Origin of the sequence: Liquorilactobacillus sp. (assembly GCF_047719775.1) — a bacterium.
Taxonomy (GTDB): Bacteria; Bacillota; Bacilli; order Lactobacillales; family Lactobacillaceae; genus Liquorilactobacillus.
In genome coordinates, this window is record NZ_JBDNTS010000017.1 from 1 (window position 1) to 20640 (window position 20640).

At 36.9% G+C, this 20640-nt stretch carries 17 protein-coding genes and 1 tRNA gene; 11 read left to right on the forward strand and 7 right to left on the reverse strand.

What is annotated here, in order from left to right; translation table 11 throughout:
* Positions 1–132: 132 nt before the first annotated feature.
* The 3 genes from ABF682_RS09215 to helD all read right to left on the reverse strand — a co-directional run bounded on the left by ABF682_RS09215 (position 133) and on the right by helD (position 3567).
* Positions 133–723, reverse strand: coding sequence for a sigma-70 family RNA polymerase sigma factor (locus ABF682_RS09215; protein WP_289980407.1), 591 nt, complete (start codon positions 721–723; stop codon positions 133–135).
* Between the two features lie 219 nt (positions 724–942).
* Positions 943–1015, reverse strand: a tRNA-Thr gene (locus ABF682_RS09220).
* A 281-nt stretch (positions 1016–1296) separates the two neighbouring features.
* Positions 1297–3567, reverse strand: a complete 2271-nt coding sequence (helD, locus tag ABF682_RS09225; protein WP_415619620.1) for an RNA polymerase recycling motor HelD — start codon at positions 3565–3567, stop codon at positions 1297–1299.
* A 328-nt stretch (positions 3568–3895) separates the two neighbouring features.
* Between helD and trpS the strand changes: the two genes are divergently transcribed.
* Positions 3896–4909 carry a tryptophan--tRNA ligase gene (gene trpS, locus ABF682_RS09230; RefSeq protein ID WP_415619621.1) on the forward strand — a complete coding sequence of 338 codons (1014 nt, stop codon included), beginning with the start codon at positions 3896–3898 and terminating at the stop codon, positions 4907–4909.
* Positions 4910–4946: 37 nt separating this feature from the next.
* Positions 4947–5888, forward strand: a complete 942-nt coding sequence (locus ABF682_RS09235; protein WP_415619622.1) for a Ppx/GppA family phosphatase — start codon at positions 4947–4949, stop codon at positions 5886–5888.
* 307 nt (positions 5889–6195) lie between these two features.
* On the opposite strand, the gene ABF682_RS09240 is transcribed toward ABF682_RS09235, so the two are convergent.
* Positions 6196–6951, reverse strand: coding sequence for a hypothetical protein (locus tag ABF682_RS09240; RefSeq protein WP_415619623.1), 756 nt, complete (start codon positions 6949–6951; stop codon positions 6196–6198).
* Positions 6952–7047: 96 nt separating this feature from the next.
* Here ABF682_RS09240 and ABF682_RS09245 point away from each other — a divergent pair, with 96 nt between their 5' ends.
* From ABF682_RS09245 to ispE, 8 genes are all read left to right on the forward strand, one after another.
* Positions 7048–8319, forward strand: coding sequence for a hydroxymethylglutaryl-CoA reductase, degradative (locus ABF682_RS09245; protein ID WP_415619624.1), 1272 nt, complete (start codon positions 7048–7050; stop codon positions 8317–8319).
* Positions 8312–9265: an IpaB/EvcA family protein gene (locus ABF682_RS09250; RefSeq protein ID WP_289980397.1), complete on the forward strand. Its 954-nt coding sequence runs from the start codon at positions 8312–8314 to the stop codon at positions 9263–9265. The genes ABF682_RS09245 and ABF682_RS09250 overlap by 8 nt, the downstream gene beginning before the upstream one ends.
* A 119-nt stretch (positions 9266–9384) precedes the next feature.
* On the forward strand, positions 9385–11424 hold the full coding sequence (gene metG, locus ABF682_RS09255; protein WP_415619625.1) for a methionine--tRNA ligase: 2040 nt from the start codon (positions 9385–9387) through the stop codon (positions 11422–11424).
* A 68-nt stretch (positions 11425–11492) separates the two neighbouring features.
* Positions 11493–12260: a TatD family hydrolase gene (locus ABF682_RS09260; protein ID WP_289980393.1), complete on the forward strand. Its 768-nt coding sequence runs from the start codon at positions 11493–11495 to the stop codon at positions 12258–12260.
* Entirely contained in the window at positions 12257–12820 is a 564-nt protein-coding gene (gene rnmV / locus ABF682_RS09265) for a ribonuclease M5 (RefSeq protein ID WP_415619626.1), read from the forward strand. The genes ABF682_RS09260 and rnmV overlap by 4 nt, the downstream gene beginning before the upstream one ends.
* Entirely contained in the window at positions 12810–13706 is an 897-nt protein-coding gene (gene rsmA, locus ABF682_RS09270; RefSeq protein ID WP_289980390.1) for a 16S rRNA (adenine(1518)-N(6)/adenine(1519)-N(6))-dimethyltransferase RsmA, read from the forward strand. The genes rnmV and rsmA overlap by 11 nt, the downstream gene beginning before the upstream one ends.
* Positions 13707–13800: 94 nt before the next feature.
* Positions 13801–14043, forward strand: a complete 243-nt coding sequence (locus ABF682_RS09275) for a Veg family protein (RefSeq protein ID WP_003687218.1) — start codon at positions 13801–13803, stop codon at positions 14041–14043.
* Positions 14044–14175: 132 nt separating this feature from the next.
* Positions 14176–15036, forward strand: a complete 861-nt coding sequence (ispE, locus tag ABF682_RS09280) for a 4-(cytidine 5'-diphospho)-2-C-methyl-D-erythritol kinase (protein ID WP_289980384.1) — start codon at positions 14176–14178, stop codon at positions 15034–15036.
* On the opposite strand, the gene ABF682_RS09285 is transcribed toward ispE, so the two are convergent.
* The 3 genes from ABF682_RS09285 to ABF682_RS09295 form a co-directional block, all read right to left on the reverse strand.
* A complete protein-coding gene (locus ABF682_RS09285) occupies positions 15033–15908 on the reverse strand; it encodes a polysaccharide deacetylase family protein (protein ID WP_415619627.1) in 876 nt (291 codons plus the stop codon). The two genes, ispE and ABF682_RS09285, sit on opposite strands and share 4 nt — an antisense overlap.
* Before the next feature lie 321 nt (positions 15909–16229).
* Positions 16230–17618 carry an argininosuccinate lyase gene (gene argH / locus ABF682_RS09290; protein ID WP_415619628.1) on the reverse strand — a complete coding sequence of 463 codons (1389 nt, stop codon included), beginning with the start codon at positions 17616–17618 and terminating at the stop codon, positions 16230–16232.
* A gap of 2 nt (positions 17619–17620) precedes the next feature.
* On the reverse strand, positions 17621–18856 hold the full coding sequence (locus ABF682_RS09295; RefSeq protein WP_289980380.1) for an argininosuccinate synthase: 1236 nt from the start codon (positions 18854–18856) through the stop codon (positions 17621–17623).
* A gap of 603 nt (positions 18857–19459) precedes the next feature.
* Here ABF682_RS09295 and ABF682_RS09300 point away from each other — a divergent pair.
* Complete coding sequence (locus tag ABF682_RS09300) at positions 19460–20638, forward strand: aminotransferase class I/II-fold pyridoxal phosphate-dependent enzyme (protein WP_415619629.1); 1179 nt, start codon at positions 19460–19462, stop codon at positions 20636–20638.
* Positions 20639–20640: the final 2 nt, after the last annotated feature.

Consider the following 20640-nt stretch of genomic DNA (forward strand, 5'->3'; position numbering starts at 1 on the left):
GCGCCGATAGTAGTTGGGGGATCGCCCCCTGCGAGGATAGGTCGTTGCCGTGCAGATTAGAAAGAACTGAGTCAAAAATCTATTTTTGACTCAGTTCTTTTTTTTGTGTGAATAAACGTATTTAATAAAGAATTAAAAAAGCTCTTCAGTCAACTTATTTTTACAACGATTGACCGCCCGATTAACTTTATTTTGTGGTTCTTTAAGTAAAATAGCAATTGCCTCCGGAGATTGATATTTAAAATAGAGCAACGAAAAAACATGATATTCAAAGTCTGAAAGTAAGGAAGGTAGCCGGTTGATGGCTTCATTAATAATAGTTGTATTTTCAGGCGAAATATGAGAGACTGCAGATTTTGAGTAGTATTCACCCTGTGTTTCTAAGATGTTTTCAAAAGATTCAGCAAATTTATCTGCCTGACGTTTTGTTGCACTTTCTTTACGTAAGATACTGCAAAAGCAATTCAGCAAACTTTGTTGATAAAATTTACCAAATGTAATTTTTCCACCTATGTTGTACGCCAAAACTGTCTGGTAGCAAACAATTCGTGCCTCTTGCAACAAATCGTCTATTTCATAAAATCTAAAATGATAGCGATTAATTGAATTCAAAACAAGTGGGCGATATTGTAAAAATAATTTTTGAAAATCTTCATTGCTGTTAGCACTTCTAATATTTAAGATTTGTTCAATTGTGTTATTATTATTTAAAGAAGTTTTCATTCTATTAACGCCACCATTCTTTTTGATATATTTATTATTTAATAATATCAGGCATAGCGATAATAAAAAGAGAAGCTCTTCTCAAAATAGTAAATAAATTTTCTAAAAAGTTACTTATACAAATAGAGACAAAAAAAGACTGCGGTATGAAGTGCTCCAAAATCGTTGCACCTCATTAATGTAACAAACCATTGCAGTCTTTTAAAATATAGAAACATAAGCCACTTACCGGATTTGAACCGGTGACCCCCACCTTACCATGGTGGTGCTCTACCTGCTGAGCTAAAGTGGCAATAAATACTAACTCAAATAGTATATTATATCGTATTAATAAATGCAAGACCTGAAGAGTGATAGATATAATTGGATTAGGATGTGAAATAAGTTGAAAAAATTTGAGTACTAACTCTAAATTACGAACACAGTGAGTAATTTGCTATGAGAAATTCAAAGTCAGACATCAAATGAAGTGCCCCATAATAGTTAGATCTCAAAAAATCTAATTATTATGGGGCATTTTTTATGATCGAATATACAAGTAAATGCAAAATTAAATTAATAATAATGAAAGAACTATTTTTGCTTAAATGTAATATCCTGTTCAATGGCAAAGAGGTCACTAGGAATAGTTGTTATTAGATTTGAGACTCCTTTAACACTAATTAAGACTAAATCATGCATAGCTCTTGAACAGATAGTGTAGAGAATTCCACGAGAAGAATTAGCGGCAAAGTTATTCTGGGAAACCTCAAAAACAATTACTGCATCAAACTCAAGTCCTTTTGCTAAGTAAATAGGTAAGAGAACAAGACCCTTAGGTAGTGAGCGGTCGTTGTTTGTAATGAGTGTTGGTGCATCTTTAGCCTTGCAAGAACTCAATAATGTTTTACACATTGCAATATCCTTTGTAATTATAGCAACTGTTTCATTCTTTTTGAGTAGCAATTGTGCCTCTGATAAGAGTTTTGCAACAGCATCGGATTCATTGGTTAGTACTAGTTTTGGTAATGAACCTGACCGTGTGAAAGCCTGAATCTTATCACCATCAGGTAGTAATGCTTTCATAAACGAAGTAATTTCGAAAGTTGAACGATAGCTTTTATTCAGTTCAATCATTCTAGCCTTTTTAGGGTTAATTGTTTGCCTAAGTGATTCCATTAATTCCTGCGGTGGTTGAATCTCATGAAATAATGCTTGTTCGCTATCACCCAAAAGCGTGAGGTGTGCATTTGGGAAGGCTGCATGCAAATAATACATCTGCGCAAGCGAATAATCCTGCATTTCATCTATAAAAAGATGCTGAATTGAATGATTTTGTCCTTCACCAGTTATTTGATCACGCAGGTATAAGAGCGGGGCACAGTCGGCGAGCCGAATTTGGTGATATTCTAATTGATTATTGAATGTTCCAACATCATCTGGTAATATTTTTTCCAAAAAGTCGTTATATTGATGATATATATCTATGAAGTAATTATTGTAGATTGCTTCGTAGATTGGTTCAAACTTAGCGCTAACAATTTTATTACTAAGATAAGTTACCTCAGCTTCAATATCTTCAAAACGGCCTCTTTGATAATCCCCTAGGAGCGAATAATATTCTTCTTCAGTTAAGCTATCAATTTTTTTGAGTACCCATTGAGCATTTAGTTCCTTCTTTATTTTCTTTTTTAGTTCTTTAATAAGGATATTTTTAAGTTCAAAGTGTCGCAAATAATGCGGCTGAGCTACGGGTAGCTTGGAATATAACAGTCTGATTTCGGAGCTTGAAAAAATCACTTGATCAATAAGAATTAAATCATTAAAGAAAAGATGTGAATTATCAAGTCTCGTTACATATTCTTTGATTTTATGCATAAAAGCAGTATCTTCTTTGATGGTAATTTCAGTGTTATCAGAGGTCTTACTCTTTTTTTCGAATTTGTCAAAGAGAGTTTCAACCTTTAATCCCTCAAAGCGTTGGGCAAAGAATTCGGCAAGAGTTACTTGGCGCATATTCCGTTCACCTAAACTAGGAAGTACCTCTGAAATATAGTGACTGAACAGCAGATTGGGTGAGAACAAAACGATTTGCTCTGCATTTAAGTCAGCACGGCTATGGTATAGAAGGAATGCAATACGTTGCAAAATTGCAGAAGTTTTACCACTGCCAGCAACACCTTGGACAATTAACAAGTCGTGTGTAGTATCACGAATGATATCATTTTGTTCCTTTTGAATAGTGGATACGATATTATTCATATATTCATCGCTTTGCTCACCTAGCATTTCCTGCAAAAGTTCGTCGCCAACTGTCTCGTTGGTATCGAACATATTAGTGATTTTCCCAGATTGAATTCTAAACTGTCTCTTTTTCAAAAGTTGAGCTCTTTGTTTGCCCATCGGGGTAGTATAGCTGACAGTTCCAAGTGTACCGTTGTAGTAGATACTTGAAATAGGTGCGCGCCAATCATAAATTAGAAAATTTCCCTGCTCATCATTGAAAGAAGACGTTCCAATATAAAGTGTTTCAGGAGAGGGCTCACCATCTTCATGAATATCTATTCGACCAAAATAAGGTGAGTTCCGCAAATCAGATAGGAGGCTAATTTGTCTATTTAAAATTTTTTCGGTTTCCACATTTTTTGCAACTAATTGTTTTTGCTGCTGTACCTCAGCGTTGGTCTCCATTTGATCATCAACTTCAAAAGTATTGATCTTAGCATTCTGAACATAGTTTTTTTCAACAGATGAACGTTCGGCACGTGCTTTTTTATATTCATGATGAGTCTTTGTGAGTGAGCTCTCAATCTTAGCAACAATGGTATCAACTCTTTTTTGTTCGGAATTTCTTTCTTTATCCAATAGAATCTCCTTTTCTGTTCTTTAGTAGAGAATAATGTTATCACAAACAAGACGAGACAACAATGTAAGAAGCTTTTGACTTTAGTAAAGTCTTTGCGGTAAAATGAAACTATTCGATGATCAGGTTAGTAGTTTGATTATAACAGAGATGCATTATCTAGCTGAGAGATGCAAAAGCAAACGAATTGGACTGGGAGAATATAAAATTAATAAAATATGTTGTAATGAGAGGCAGTTTATACTGCAAGATAGGTGGCACCGCGCTTAATTACGTCCTATTGCTATTTTTAGCAATGGGATTTTTTATTTTGAAAGGAGTAATTTGACAATGAAAAAAACAATTTTAACTGGCGATCGACCAACGGGGAAGCTTCATATTGGGCACTATATCGGCTCATTAAAAAACCGTGTTAAACTACAAAATACCGGCGACTACAATACTTTTATCATGATTGCAGATCAGCAGGCACTTACAGACAATGCACGCGATCCAGAAAAAATCCGCAAGTCATTAATCGAGGTCGCGCTTGATTACTTGGCTGTTGGAATTGATCCAGCGAAATCAACTATTTTTATACAATCACAAATTCCTGCTTTAGCTGAATTAACAACCTATTATCTCAACTTAGTGACTGTCTCTCGCTTGGAACGAAATCCTACCGTGAAGGCAGAGATTCAGCAGAAGAATTTTGAGCGCTCCATACCAGCAGGCTTTTTTGTTTATCCAGTGAGTCAAGCAGCAGATATTACGGCTTTCAAAGCAAATCTAGTGCCAGTCGGCGATGACCAGGAACCAATGATTGAACAGGCACGTGAAATTGTTAGAAGTTTTAATACCATTTATAGACAAGAGGTCCTTGTTGAGCCAGAAGGAGTTTTCCCTGAAAAGGGAGCTGGCAGATTGCCTGGATTGGATGGCAACGCAAAAATGAGCAAGTCATTAAACAACTGCATCTACCTTTCAGATGATGCAGATACTTTAAAGAAGAAGGTCATGTCGATGTATACAGATCCTACTCATATTCATGTGGAGGATCCAGGGAAGATTGACGGCAATATGGTGTTCACGTACTTGGATATCTTTGATAAAGATAAGGAAAAAGTTGCACAATTAAAACAAGAATACCAAGCTGGGGGATTAGGGGACGTTAAGATAAAACGTTATTTGAATGAGGTTTTGGAGACAAAATTCGGACCAATAAGAGAACGACGTGCAGAATTTGCTAAAGACATTCCTGCCGTGTATGATATCCTAAAAGAAGGAAGCGCCCGTGCTAATGCGGTTGCAGAACAGACTTTAAGTGAAGTTAGAGCCGCAATTGGTGTTAATTATTTCAAGTAGTTCTGACAAATGATGAATGAAGTTGGAGGAGATTTGTTTGAAAAATTTGGTAGTTCTTGATTTTGGTTCTAATTCAGTTCGATTATCAATCAATAAAATGGAAAAAATTGGTAACGAACATCGATTTGCTGAAGTGAAGAGATTGAAGGAAACAACGCGACTTGCTGAGGGAATGGGGAATGAGGGCCGAAAAGAATTATCCGCAGGAGCTATCAAGAGAACTATTCAAGCAATTAGGAATTTTAAGCGGATCTATCAGGGGTATTCGGATTATCAGATATTGTCAATTGCAACAGCAGCAGTCCGTGAAGCAACTAATAGTCAGAAATTTATTGATGAAATCTTGGCTTTAACTGGTTCAAGAATCCGTGTTTTATCTGGGAATGATGAGTCCTACTATGACTATTTAGGTGTCATTTCAACTTTGACGCTCAAAGATTTCTTGATTGTGGATATGGGTGGCGGAAGTATGGAACTTGCCATAGTAAAGAAACGGTGTTTAATACATTCTATTAGTTTGCCTTATGGTGCGGTAAGTCTAAGTGAGCAATTCTGTCGAAAGGGTACTTTATCTGACGAAAGCTTGAAAATATTCAAGCGCTTTAGTGCTAATCTATTTGCCGAATTACCATGGTTGAACAAGGCAAAAGGCTTGCCGGTAGTCTTATTAGGAGGATGTAATAGGACCGTTGCACGAATAAAGCGGGCAGAGGAAGGGCATTCGGACTTAGATAACATCCATGGTTATGAATTGGCTGTTGCTGATTTTAAAGAAATTTATACCAATCTACTAAAATGTTCTACTGAAGAACGTTTGAATATCAAAGGAATGGAAGAATCACGTTCTGATATAATTCTTGGTGGAATGACGCCACTTGATGTATTGTTTGAGCACTTGAATAGTAAGAAGATAATTTTTTCTGAGAGTGGAGTACGTGAAGGACTGCTGTATGAGATGATCAACGAGAAGAAATTATAGTCTGCAGTTCATCTGTTTGAGCAGATAACAGTAAAAAATTATTGTCAGCATGAGGGGGCTGGGTCAAAAGTTAAATTTTGATTCAGTTCCTCTATTTATTTCGTATAAACGTGTTTCATAAGTCAAAATTCTCCGTCTAACTTTCCCGCTTATGGTAAACTCCCTTTTACTAATTTTGATAAATGTATTCTACAAGGCAAGGTTTCCTGTCTAACCTTGAAGTTTAACGATTTATAACTCCTTATATTTTAATATTATATTATTTGAATGAACGTCTTATTTGATACTCATACTGGAGATAGAGTAATTATTGTTTTGTATAATCTTGCCCTAAAATATTAAAAGACAGCTTTGCAAGTGCTTGTGATTCTTGAAATGCAGTAAAGGCCTTTTTTACACTACTATCTTTATTGAGATAAAGATAGTAGGTTTGAGCAGAAATTGAGGGAGTTGTTTGGTTAGTCTTCAGATTTTCCAAATAAGCGATATTTTTGGATGTCAGCGTAGTATAGTCTATGGTGCTGATAATTGCTGCTCTAGTTCTTTTTGTCATAACGGAATCGATTGCATCAGCAGCCGAAGATTCGCGCTCAAAATGGAGCTTAATGTCTGAAAGAATAAGGCTTTGAGGATAGTCAAGATTTTTGACAAGTGCTATTTTTGCTGTCGTTGCAGTTAGGTTTGATAGCCCTTTGCTTTTAAGAGATACTAATTCATTAGGAATATAGAGATAGGCAGATGCATGCTTTCGTTCTTGCTTGTTTAGTGCTTTTTTGTATAGTCCAATGATTGCAGCATATTTTTGCTTGTTCTGCATTGCAGTTGCAGCAGTTACGGTTTTGAAGACCACCTTTTTATTAATTCTTTTTCCAAGTGCGGTTCCAACTTTTTTGTTGAAAGTCACAACTTTTTTATTTTCACCAGAGTTAGTAACAACAGCAACCGTCAACCTTTCTCGGGTGTTGCTCTGGGTGACATGAAAACGAAGTACTAAAAAGAATAGCAAAAATAAACCGAGCAATAAGCCAATGATAATTACTGAAATAGAAGTTTTTTTATGCATAATAAAAGATGTTACTCCTTTGTAGTGTTGATAGATATTATTATATAATGAAAGAACAAGTTTTGTGCAAAATATTAGGATAAAGGGAGATCAGGAATGCAAAATTATGGGAAATTTTATCAAAAGTCATGGGAAGAACGTATAAATCATATCAGTCAAAATGAAAAACTGACAAAAGAACAAATACAGATTTTGAAAAATTCTGCCCACAATAAATCTCTTGGCGATACGATGATAGAAAACTATATAACTGATTATAGCTATCCTGAAGGAATTGCATTCCATTATTTAATAAATAATAAAAGGTATCTAGTTCCAATGGTCACTGAAGAACCATCAGTAGTAGCTGCAAGCAGTCATGGAGCAGCGATTATAGCAAAAGCAGGCGGCTTTTTGGCGAAAACCAGTGAAAGATTGATGATTGGACAGATTATTTTAGAGAGTGTTGAAGATTCAGCAAAATTGATTATAGAGATTCAGAAATTAACAAAAGACCTCTTGGTAGTGGCTGATCAGGCGCATCCTTCACTAAAAAAACGTGGTGGAGGGACACGATGGTTGAAGACGCGTATCCTTGCAGAAGATTTAGTGGTACTTAATATTGCGATTGATGTCCAAGAAGCAATGGGTGCTAATATGATTAATACAATGTTAGAAGCTGTTGCTGCGAGACTTGAAGCAGTATTAAGGCAACAAGTGCTAATGTCGATTTTATCAAATTATGCAACTGAATGCCTAGCAAGCACAACTTGCAAAATTCCGTATGAACTATTATCAAAAAATGGATTTGCAGGTGAAATTATTGCACAAAAAATTGTCCAAGCCAGTCGTGTAGCGCAACTGGATACTTATCGTGCAGCAACCCATAATAAAGGAATTATGAATGGAATTGATGCAGTTGTAATGGCAAGTGGTAACGATTGGCGTGCCATTGAGAGTGGCGCACACGCATACGCAGCCAGAAATGGGCAATACAAAGGCCTGAGTACATGGAAAATAAGTGGCGACTACTTAGTTGGAGAATTAGAGATACCACTGCCTGTTGGATTTATAGGAGGTTCAATTGGAATCGTACCTCTGGTTAGCTTGAATCAAAAGTTGATGAAGATTACGAGTGCACGGGAACTTGAACAAATTATCGTCTCTGTAGGACTAGCACAAAATCTGGCAGCTTTGTTAGCACTAGTGTCGGAAGGAATTCAAAAAGGTCATATGAGACTGCAGCTTAAGTCATTGGTTATAGCAGCAGGTGCTAATGTGGCAGAAGAAGCTGTATTAGTTGATAAAATGCTGCAAGCGGATAAACGAGATATAGCTAGTGCCAAGAAAATATTAACGGATTATCGAAAGAAGGATAAAAATGGCTGAAGTTAACTTGAATGAACAGACAAAAGAGTTATTAAAAAAAGCGAGAACTGGCTTTCCAAATGAGATTAAAATTATCTATAAGGACGAGAAAGCGGGGTTTATCAGACATGATCAAGCCCAACAATATTTGAGTGGAGGAAATCTAATAATCGAAATAGATGACATCACTTGTCCTGATTACACACTTACTCACGAGTTGTTACATCTGCTTGTTAGAATTAATAATGTACCAGAGATTATTTTTAACCTGACTACTAAGAATCGGAACTTAGACAATAATTTTCTCGCGACTGGGTTTGAATTATACAATACGGTTTTACACTTTGATGTATATGATATGCAACGGCAAATGGGGCTTTTCACCGAAGAGATTCAAGATTTGTACTTGAAGGGAATTACAGAGACACTTGAACCGGAACCAGAGGCTGAAATAGACGATGTGATGGTTTTAAGAATAGTACAGTTATTTGATGCGCTCGTCTTTTTTGGAAAAGAAGTTCAAAAGGTTGCAGATGTTTTTGAACGAGATTATCCACGTGCTTATCGTGCGGCAAAACAATTATTTGAGGTAGCAACAAAAAAAGGTTTGGCTGGGGTCCAAGGCCTTCATCGTGCAATAATTCGTGTGTTTACACAGTTTGATGAATGTTTGGATGATCTTGGCTTGATGGGAATGAATCTACGTGAATTTGTCACTTTGACACCCGTAATCAGTGAACGACAGTTAAAATTAGAAGTTCGCCAGGTTTTTAATGTTAAAAATTCACAAATGCATGATGTGTATCAGGACAAACCAGCATATATAGGTTTAGGAATGTATAATGGGCAAAACTCGTTTGTAATTACCGCTCCCACTGTGGATTCGGATAAGTTTTTCAAAGATTTATATGGAATGAAAGTTGAGGCCTTTTTTGATAAGTTTGAATTTCCATATCTAAAACGTTAATTTTTAATTTTTTAAATTTGATATCATTAAATATGATATACTTATAATAATTAACAATCAATTTAAAATGGGGAAATAGGTCATAATTACTGTGAGACCGTACGAAAGGATTTGAATTAATGGGCACAAGAGAAAGTTTCTATATTACAACACCAATCTACTATCCATCAGGGAAGCTGCATATCGGCAACTCTTATACTACAATTGCATGTGATGTAATGGCACGATACAAGAGACTACAAGATTATGATGTCTTCTTCTTAACAGGAACAGATGAACATGGACTTAAAATTGAACAAAAGGCTGAAGAACTTGGAGTCACACCAAAGGCTTACGTTGATGAGATGGCGGCGCAGATTAAAAAGCTTTGGAAATTACTTGAAATTTCAAATGATAAATTTATTCGAACAACAGATGACTATCATGAGTCAGCAATTCAAAAGATTTTTATGAAACTTTTGGAAAAAGGCGATATTTATTTGGGTGAGTACGTTGGTTGGTATTCAGTTTCCGATGAGGAATACTTTACTGAATCTCAACTAGCAGAGGTTTATCGTAATGAAGCTGGGGATGTTATTGGCGGCAAAGCACCGTCTGGGCATGAAGTTGAACTCGTTAAAGAGGCATGTTATTTCTTCAAGATGAGCAAATATGCCGACCGCTTGGTTAAGTATTATGATGAACACCCTGATTTTATTATCCCAACTTCGCGAAAAAATGAGATGCTGAATAATTTTATTAAACCGGGATTGGAAGATTTAGCAATTACACGAACGACATTTAACTGGGGAGTAAAAGTTCCTAGTGATCCAAAACATGTTGTTTATGTTTGGATTGATGCACTTTGTAACTATATTACTGCTCTTGGTTATGGAACCGAAAATCAAGAGTTATTTAACAAGTTTTGGCCTGCCGATATTCATATGGTGGGTAAGGAAATTGTGCGTTTCCATACAATCTATTGGCCAATCATTTTGATGGCACTTGATTTACCATTGCCAAAGCATGTGATAGGACATGGCTGGTTATTAATGAAAGATGGTAAGATGTCTAAGTCGAAAGGTAATGTTGTTTACCCAGAAATGCTGGTTGAACGTTACGGTTTGGATGCACTACGCTATTATTTGATGCGTGCTGTACCGTTTGGCAATGATGGAGTGTTTACGCCAGAAGACTTTGTGAATAAAATTAACTTTGATTTGGCAAATGATTTGGGAAACTTGCTGAACAGAACCGTTGCAATGATTAATAAATACGATGATGGAGCTGTACCTGAATTGAGATCCAATGTTACTTCTTTCGATGAAGACTTAGAAAAAGTTGCAACACAGATGATTGCAAATTATCAAAAAGAAATGGATGAAGTTCATTTCTCGAATGCCTTGGCAGAAGTATGGACACTTATTAGTCGAACTAATAAGTATATTGACGAGACCGAGCCTTGGGTGTTGGCAAAGGATCAAGCGCGTAAGAATGAGTTAGATAGTGTATTAGCTCATTTAGTAGCTAGTTTGAGAATAATCGCTATTTTATTACAGCCGGTTTTAACACATGCTCCGAAAGAAATTTTTGCTCAACTTGGATTGATGCACAATAATATGGAAATCAAGGATATCTCCTATACCGATTTACCAAGTGGTGCCAGAGTTGTTAAAAAAGCAACTCCGATTTTTCCACGCTTAGATGTTGAAGAAGAAGTGGCATATATTCAATCCAAAATGACTAAAAATGAAAAAGCAAAGGGTAGAAAAGCAATGGCAGAGGCTGCAAAACAAAAGCAAGAAGACGATAAAAATGTCTTAGAGAAGCCTGAATTAAATTTAACAAAGAAAGAAATTCGGTTTGATAAATTTGATAAGGTTGAGCTCAAAGCAGCTGAGATTTTAGCTGTTTCACATGTCGAAGGGGCAGATAAGTTACTTAAATTCAGCCTTGATGCAGGTGATCAGGCGCCTAGACAAATTCTCTCGGGGATTGCTAAGTGGTATTCCAAACCAGAAGAATTGGTTGGCAAGAAAGTTATAATTGTTGCTAATCTGCAGCCACGCAAAATGCGCGGAGAATTGAGTCAAGGGATGTTGTTATCTGCTGAATATGGCGATAAAGTTGAACTTTTAACTATTTCTGAGGCGATTCCTAATGGTTCATTAATTGGTTAGAAACATAAATGGAGTCTTTTTCGCATTTTTTGTGAGATTGACTTCTTTTTGTTAGTAAAGGAGAAAGTATGGAAATATTCGATTCACATACACATATAAACGCGCCACAGTTTGATAATGATATTCCGGATGTTATTGAAAGAGCAGCAGCTTTAGACGTCACAGCAATGTTAGTTGTTGGGTATGATAAAAATAGTACAGAAAAGCTAAAAATGTTAATCAAGACTTTCCCACAAATTTATGGGGCTGTCGGATGTCATCCAGAAGATGCAGCAAAATTTGATGAAGCATATATTAATCAAATTAAAGAAGATCTCAGGATGGATAAGTTGAATGTACTGGGAGAAATTGGACTTGACTATCACTGTACTGTTGATCATCAACAGCAACAGGATGTATTTCGTACGCAAGTGCGCCTAGCACATGAACTCAATGTTCCAGTTACAATTCATAATCGAGATGCTTTTGGTGATGTTTATCAGATTTTAAAAGATGAGGATGTCGCTTCAATTGGTGGAATTATGCATAGTTTTAATGGTGATGCAATCTGGGCTAAGAAGTTTTTAGACTTAGGAATGAAGCTCTCGTATAGTGGCGTTAGCACATTTAAGAACGCAGCAGAGGTACGCGAAGCTTTCATGGTGACGCCATTGAATCGGATCTTGGTAGAAACTGATGCACCGTATTTGGCACCTGTTCCTTTCAGAGGAATGCGAAATGAACCGGGATATGTAAGATATACTGTCGAGTATTTGGCACAGCTTAAAGGAATTGAGGCAGGCATTCTGGCAAAGCAGACGTATCAAAATACAATGGAGATTTTAGGTATAAGATGAAAAAAATAAAAGAAGTTTTAGTTGTTGAAGGCAAAGATGACACAAAGCGCATCAAAATGGCTGTTAATGCAGATACGCTTGAAACACGCGGCTCTGCAATTAGTGATGAAACAATTGAACAAATCGCACAGCTGCAAGAAAGCAGAGGGGTGATTGTTTTTACCGACCCTGATTTCTCAGGTGAAAAGATCCGTAATATTATTACACGTGAGGTTCCTGGTGTTAAGCATGCTTTCCTGAATAAAAAGGATGCAGCACCTAGTGCAAAGGGAAGTCTGGGTGTAGAACATGCGTCTGTTGCGGTAATTAGGGAGGCCTTAGCTAATTTGTACACAGAGGTTCCTGATTCTGAACCATTAATTACGAGGGAAGATTTATGGGATCTTGGATTATTAGCTGGTCCGACTGCCAAAAAGAAAAGAGCATTACTGGGAGAAACTTTGAAAATCGGATATACAAATGGTAAACAATTATATAATCGGCTTAACTTGTTTCAAATTACACCAAGACAGCTTAAGGATGCATTAGACGAAATGGGGGATGGACAAAATGAAAAATGAAAATCCAGAGATTGCTTCACCAGTGCGTACTCGTGCAATTATGGAAACTTATGGCCTTAACTTCAAAAAGAGTTTGGGACAGAACTTTCTAACAGATATTAATATTCTGCATAAGATTGTCGCGGCCGGAAATGTTTCAGCAGACGATGATGTGATTGAAATTGGTCCTGGAATAGGTGCGTTGACTGAGCAGATAGCTAAGTCAGCTCATCAAGTCTTGGCACTTGAAATTGATGAACGGTTGATATCGGTATTAGCTGAGACACTAGGCCAATATGATAATGTAAAGATTGTCTTGCAAGATATTTTGAAAGCGAACTTAGAAGAAGTAATTAAGAATAATTTTGATGGAAAACATTCAATTAAAGTTGTTGCCAATTTACCGTACTACATTACTAGTCCGATAATCATGCATCTGTTGGCTACAAAAATTAATTTCGCAGCAATTGTAGTGATGATGCAAAAAGAAGTAGCTGATCGCCTAAGTGCACAGCCTGGTACTAAGGATTATGGTGCACTAACAACTCGGGTTCAGTATCAAATGGAGTGTAAAACGGCATTTATAGTCCCAAGAACAGTTTTTGTGCCGCAACCGAATGTTGATTCCGCAATTGTTGTCCTGACACCATTGCAAGAGAAGTATCTGAAGCCATATTCAGAGGAACAGTTCTTTGCACTTGTTAAAGGTTGTTTTGCACATCGCCGTAAGAGTCTGTGGAATAATCTGCAAGGAATTTATGGGAAAGAACCTGTAATCAAGGAAAAAATGCAGCAGGTTTTATCCGATTTGCAGATTTCACCGCAAATTAGAGCAGAAAGACTTAGTATTGATGAATTTATTTTGCTTACGAATAAATTATCTGAAGCTAAAATTATTGAAAAATAATGTTTTTTTAATTGAAATTATTATATGTGTTGTGGTATAATTGCAATTTTTGTGAAACTATGATATAATTTGTTTCACAGGAGAGGTGAAGACAATGCCATTAACATTAGCTACAATCAAAAGTAAGCTTGATAGTTGTATCGGAGAGAACTTAACTGTTGTCGCACAGACTGGTAGAAAGAAAACGGTAAGGCGCCACGGGATATTACGTGAGACTTATCCGGCAGTTTTCGTAGTCGACTTAAATCAAGAAGAAAATGCTTTTGAAAGAGTTTCTTATAGTTATACGGACGTCCTCACAAAAAATATTGAACTTGATTTTAGTGAAGGAGTTTAATATATAACTTAAGTTTGGATTTAAGAATCAAGCCTGTGGATTATTACAAGGCTTTTTTTTATGCAAAAAAAGCTTTTCAAGATACATTATTTTTAAGTATAATGGAATTAAAACATTTGAGTAGGTGACAAGATGGAGATAATTGAAAAGGCACCAGCCAAGATTAACTTATCTTTGGATACTCCATTTCGTAATCTTGATGGCAGTCCAGAGTGGCGCATGGTCATGACTGCAGTAGATTTGGCTGATTATGTCAAGATTGAATCCGCTGGCGACATACTAGGCATACAGGTAGAAACGGATGCAGGATTTTTACCACAGGATCAGCGAAATTTAGCATACCAGGCCGCTAAGAAGATGCAGCAATTATTTGCAGGTCATCAAGGAGTGCGAATCAAGATAAAGAAAAATATTCCAGTTGCGGCTGGAATGGGAGGGGGCTCTGCAGATGCAGCAGCCGTCTTACGGGGCTTAAATAAGATGTGGCGACTGAACTTAACACGAATAGAAATGGCAAAAATCGGACTAACAATTGATTCAGATGTTCCTTTCTGTGTATTTAGTGAAACTGCATTGGTAACTGGCAGAGGGGAAATAATAACCCCACTGGGAGAATTAACACCAATGTGGATTGTTATCGCAAAGCCGCGTGCCAGTGTGTCAACACCCACAATTTTGAAAAAAATATCATATGCAGAACTTTCCCATCAAAATGTGGATGAGGTTGTTGAAGCAATTAGGGAAAAAAATCCCACAAGGCTTTTTAAAGCCATGGGGAATACTTTAGAAGGGTTAACTATTGCGGAGCTTCCTGAGGTTGCAAAAATAAAGGCCAAAATGATTGCTTTTGGCGCGGAAGCAGCTCAAATGACAGGGAGTGGACCAACCGTTTTTGGGTTATGCTCAAAGAAATCAAGAGCACAGCATGTTTATAATAGTCTCAGAGGATTCTGCGATGAAGTTTACCTAGTTCGTCCTTGTAATTTAGACTAATAAGTGGATACAAGATGTGAAAAAGAATAATTAGACATGCCAGGAGTGACGCGTAATCTGTGCAGAGCAAAGAGTCCCTGTGAAGCTGAGGCAAAACCTGGTGTTGTTGTCAAGCCAAGTTTGTAACCTGCTTGAGAAGCCAATATAGCTGTGGCGTCGTTGTAGCGGCCAACGGGATAGCAAATCATATTTGTATTTTGCTTAAGGTTGCGATCAAGCCAAGCTTTGGATGCAACTAATTCTTGTTTTTGCTGTTCAGCGGTGAGTGTGTTTAATTCTTCATGATGAACAGTATGGCTTGATATGGTGACGAGGCCACTTTTTTTCATTGTTTTTAAATCTTGCAATGTAAGCATTCCCTGATTTTGTGAAAAGCCAGTTATCATATTGATTGTGACTTTGGCATTTAGCTGTTTAATTACGGGATAAACCGCAGTGTAATTATTTAAGTAGCCATCATCTAAAGTCACCCAGACAATCTTTTTTGATGGAACCTTATTTGTCTTGAGGACAAGGTAGGCTTGAGTTGGTGTCAGCATGTAATAGTGATTTTGTTTTAACCACTTTATTTGATTGGCAAATTGTTCTGGTGGGATACAGAGTGAATTTCCTGGTTTATCTGAGATACTGTGATACATCAAAATCGGAATTTTTACGGGACTAGTAAGTGAAGTCCAGTGCGCAGTAGGATCAGCATGCTTTAACTTAGCAGATTTAGCTTTTTTCCTAGTAGTAACTAGTTGCTTAGCTGATGCAGTATGTTTAGTTACTACGTTTTTTTGACATGAATCTTTTTTCTGAACGATTGGTGCTACGAACACTGCAATTAACAGGATGACAAGTGGTAATATGAACCAAATCTTTTTTTTCATTTTAGATACTCCCCCAAATCAATACACTCTAATTATACATAGTTGTTTAACAAATTAAAATATTTAGTAAAAATATGCGCAAAAGCAAATAAGGTGTGTGCCATAAGTCGGGAAAATTTGAGTACTAATTCGAGGTTAGACGGAGAGTTTTGACCTATAAAACACATTTGTACGAAATAAATAGAGGAACTGAATCAAAATTTAACTTTTGACTCAGTTCCTCTATTTTGCTTTTATTATAACATAGTCAAAATTTTTACTTAAATGTAGGAAGAGAAAACGGGATAAGCTGATAAAATTCCAGTCTACTGTCGACAGTATCTAAAGAGTGATATTCAGCTTTTCAGCAGCAAGTGCAACCTGTTCTTTTACTTGTGCAAAACCTGTTCCGCCAAATGAATTTCTCCGAGAAACCGCCTGTTTTGAAGTTAACTTATCGTAGATATCTTTTTCAATTAATGGCGAAATCTGTTTGAGTTTTGCAAACGGAATCTCCTGTAAAGTTCTATTAGACTGAATTCCTGCTAAGACTAATTCGCCAACAATTCCATGTGCTTGGCGGAAAGGCATCCCTTTGCTAGCAAGATAGTCTGCAAGTTCCGTTGCATTTGAAAAATCTCTTTCTGTTGCGTGCAGCATTTTATCTTGCTTGATTTTAAGCGTTTCAATCATTCCAGTGAATATTTTAATACTTGGAATAAGTGTCTTGACGGTATCAAAAACACCTTCTTTATCTTCTTGCATATCTTTGTTGTAAGCAAGAGGAATGCCCTTCATTGTTGTTAGAAGAGATTGAAGATGGCCAAAGACACGCCCACTTTTTCCACGAATAAGTTCTGCCATATCAGGATTCTTCTTCTGTGGCATGATTGAGCTACCAGTAGAGTAACTATCATCCAATTCTAGATAGCCAAATTCATAACTGCACCAGAGAATGATTTCTTCGCAAAAGCGTGACAGATGAACCATTAGGATTGAAGCGTTACTTAGGAATTCTAAAACAAAGTCTCGGTCGGAAACGGCATCAAGTGAATTCGAATAAGGTACACTAAAATCCAAAAGTTCAGTAGTATAAGCACGATCGATTGGGAAGGTAGTCCCTGCTAAAGCGGCTGCACCAAGCGGATTAATATCAGTATGCTTGATATTAAATTCAAAACGTTCGATATCACGCTGCAACATCTCATAATAAGCAAGCAAATAATGAGCATAAGAGATGGGTTGTGCATGTTGAAGGTGCGTATATCCAGGCATAATTGTTTCAACATTTGCAGCAGCTTTTTTTACCAAAACGACTTGCAAGTCATGGAGCACGGCGATAATCTCTGGCAGCCGGTTTTTTAAGTAGAGATGCAAGTCAGTGGCAACTTGGTCGTTACGACTTCTGGCGGTATGCAACTTACCAGCAACTGGACCAATCTTTGCTGTCAAAATAGTCTCAATATTCATATGAATATCTTCCAAAGAGGTCTTGAACTCAAGCTGATTATTTTGCAAATCTGCTTGAAGATCCTGCAGACCAGCTATTATTTTAGCAGCATCTTCTGCAGGGATGATCCCGGTTTTCTTGAGCATCTGCGCATGCGCGATAGAGCCTGCAAGATCTTCATGTGCCATTTCTTGATCAAAGCTGATTGAAGCTCCAAATTCATCTATCCAAGCAGCACTTTGATTTGAAAAACGTCCACCCCAAAGTTTACCGTTTGCCATAATTACTTAACCTCGCTAGGAATTGCTGATATTTCAGTTTCTTCATTTTTTTGCTGTACTTGTGCATATACTTGAGAGGGTAGTCCCCATAATTTGATGAAACCAGCAGCAGCAGCTTGATCAAATTCATCAGCAGAAGTATATGTTGCAAGATTTTTATCATAAAGGGAATTTGGTGATTTACGCCCCATGCAAATTGCATTTCCTTTGAATAATTTAACTCGAACCGTGCCTGAAACATTTTTTTGTGATTCTTTTAGGAAAGCAGTTAGAGCAGGCATAATCGGCGAGAACCATAACCCATTATAGATAATTTCACTCAATTTTTGTTCAATAACTGGTTTAAAATGGGCAAGATCACGCTCTGAAGTCAAGTCTTCTAGGTCCTTATGAGCTTTCAGCAAGACTGTCGCAGCTGGGCATTCATAAACTTCACGAGACTTGATACCTACCAGACGATTTTCAATATGATCGATTCTTCCAATTCCGTGTGCTCCAGCAATCTTATCTAGATTCATGATTAATTCTGAAAGTGGATAGAATTTACCATCTAGTTCTGTGGGAACACCATTTTCAAACGTAATTTCAATCGTGGTTGCAGTATCTGGAGCATCTTCTAAAGCGACTGTCCGGTCGTAAGCATCTTCTGGTGCACTAGCCCAAGGATCTTCTAATATTCCACACTCATTTGCTCTGCCCCATAAGTTCTCGTCAATTGAATAAGGACTTTTTTTATTGATAGGAACAGGGATCTTATTATCTTCAGCATACTGAATTTCTTCTTCACGAGACCAGTGCCATTCTCTAATTGGATCTTCGATTTTCATTTCTGGTGCAAGTGCATGGATTCCAACCTCAAAACGGACTTGGTCGTTACCTTTACCAGTGCAACCATGAGCAATTGCAGTTGCCCCATATTCTTTAGCAACAGATACTAGTTTTTTAACAATCAGAGGACGAGAAAGTGCGGATATTAATGGGTACTTGTTCTCATAATAGGTATGTCCTTGAAGTGCAATTAAGGCATATTCTTGTGCAAATTCTTCTTTTGCATCAATTGTGATTGACTCGATTGCGCCGACTTCGAATCCCTTTTGCTTAATTTTAACTAAATCCTTGCCTTCACCGACATCAATACAGCAAGCGATGACATCATAGCCTTTGTCTTTCAACCATGCAATTGCGACGGAAGTATCAAGGCCACCTGAATATGCTAAAACAACTTTTTCTTTATCCATTTTATAGTCCTCCTGATTTTTGATTATCTTTGATTGATTAAACTTTAACACCAATATACTTAAAATGCAATAATATTTAAAAAAAAGCTCAAAAAAGCCATTTTATGAATATATATGCTTTTAAAAACGAATATATTCATAAAAAGCAAAAAGTATATTGTTATTAAAACTAAAATCCGAAAATATAAATTAAAATAATATTTGAAAATCATGTAAAAATGGTTGACAGTAATTGTTAAGTAAGCTATATTTTACTTATTCAATTTTAAGGGGATTTTAATTATGATTAATTCTAATAAGCTTGTACAATTGAATACTTACTATTACTTTTATTTTTTTCACGAGTGTTTGTAACTGATTAATAGATCGGGTGCAGACACGTAGGTAAAGTGTTATGCACCTGTGAGGAAGATAAGAGTTATTTTGCTAGTAGTTTTTAGCAAAGCCACACAGATGTCAATTAAAGAGTCTGTCTGGCCTGAAGCAAGAAAAAGGATAATGCCTAAAACCCAAGCCTGCAGACTTATGAATTGAGTCTGCAGGCTTTTAACGTTGTTTACAAATATTTTAGAAGACCAGTCACATAGAAAGGATGTTTTTAATATGGAACCACTTGTAAAAAGCATGAAGAAGGAACTTGCATTGTTACAGCCATCAGATATACGTTCATTTGATGAGTTTGCTTCAAAAATTCCAGGAATAATCAAATTCACAATGGGGGAACCGGATTTTGCTACACCAGAACATATTAAGCAAGCTGCAATCAAGAGTATTGAAGCTAATCAAAGCCATTATGCACCCTCTAACGGAATACCAGAGCTGTTGGAGGCAACAGCGCATTTTCTTTCTGCAAAGTATGATCAGCACTACGATCCTGCAAGTGAAATTATTGTGACAAATGGAGCAACAGAAGCAATTTATACTGCTCTCACATCAATTCTTAATCCAGGCGACAAAGTAATTATTCCAACACCAATTTTTCCATTATATATTGCAATTACAATCTTGAATCAAGCAACACCAATTTTTGTAAATACATCTAAGACTGGTTTCAAATTAACACCAGCAGATTTAGAGGCAGCACTCAAGAAAAACGGAACTGCCGTTAAGGCAGTTGTATTGAATTATCCCTCTAATCCAACCGGGGTTACATATACACAAGAAGAACTTGATGGATTGGCTGAGGTCTTGAGAAATAAACCGATTTTTGCAATTTGTGATGAGATTTACAGTGAGATTAACTACAAAGGCAAACATGCATCGCTAGTTCACAGCTTGCGCGAACAAACAATTCTCCTCAATGGAGTCTCTAAGTCCCATGCGATGACAGGTTGGAGAATTGGTGTAATGTGTGCCCCAAAAGAGATTACAGCAGAATTGGGTAAAGTACATCAATTTACGATTACTACGACGGCAACGATGACACAAAAGGCGGCAGCCGAAGCATTTGCAAATGGTTTCGATGATGGCTCGATAATGAAAAAGGAATATCAAAAACGCAGAGATTACCTCTTTGACAAATTAACGGGACTTGGATTTGAATGTGCACAGCCGGATGGAGCATTTTATCTATTCGCTAAGATTCCAGAAGGTCTGATTCAAGATGATAAGAAGTTAATTTATGACCTAGCTGAAAAAGGAAAGGTAGCTGTTATTAGTGGCAGCAGCTTCGGACCTGGCGGTGAGGGTTATATTAGAATCAGTTATGCAGCAAGCATGGAAGACATTATAGAAGCAATGGAACGCTTGGCAGTATATGTCAAGGAAAATAAGGAGGACTAAGT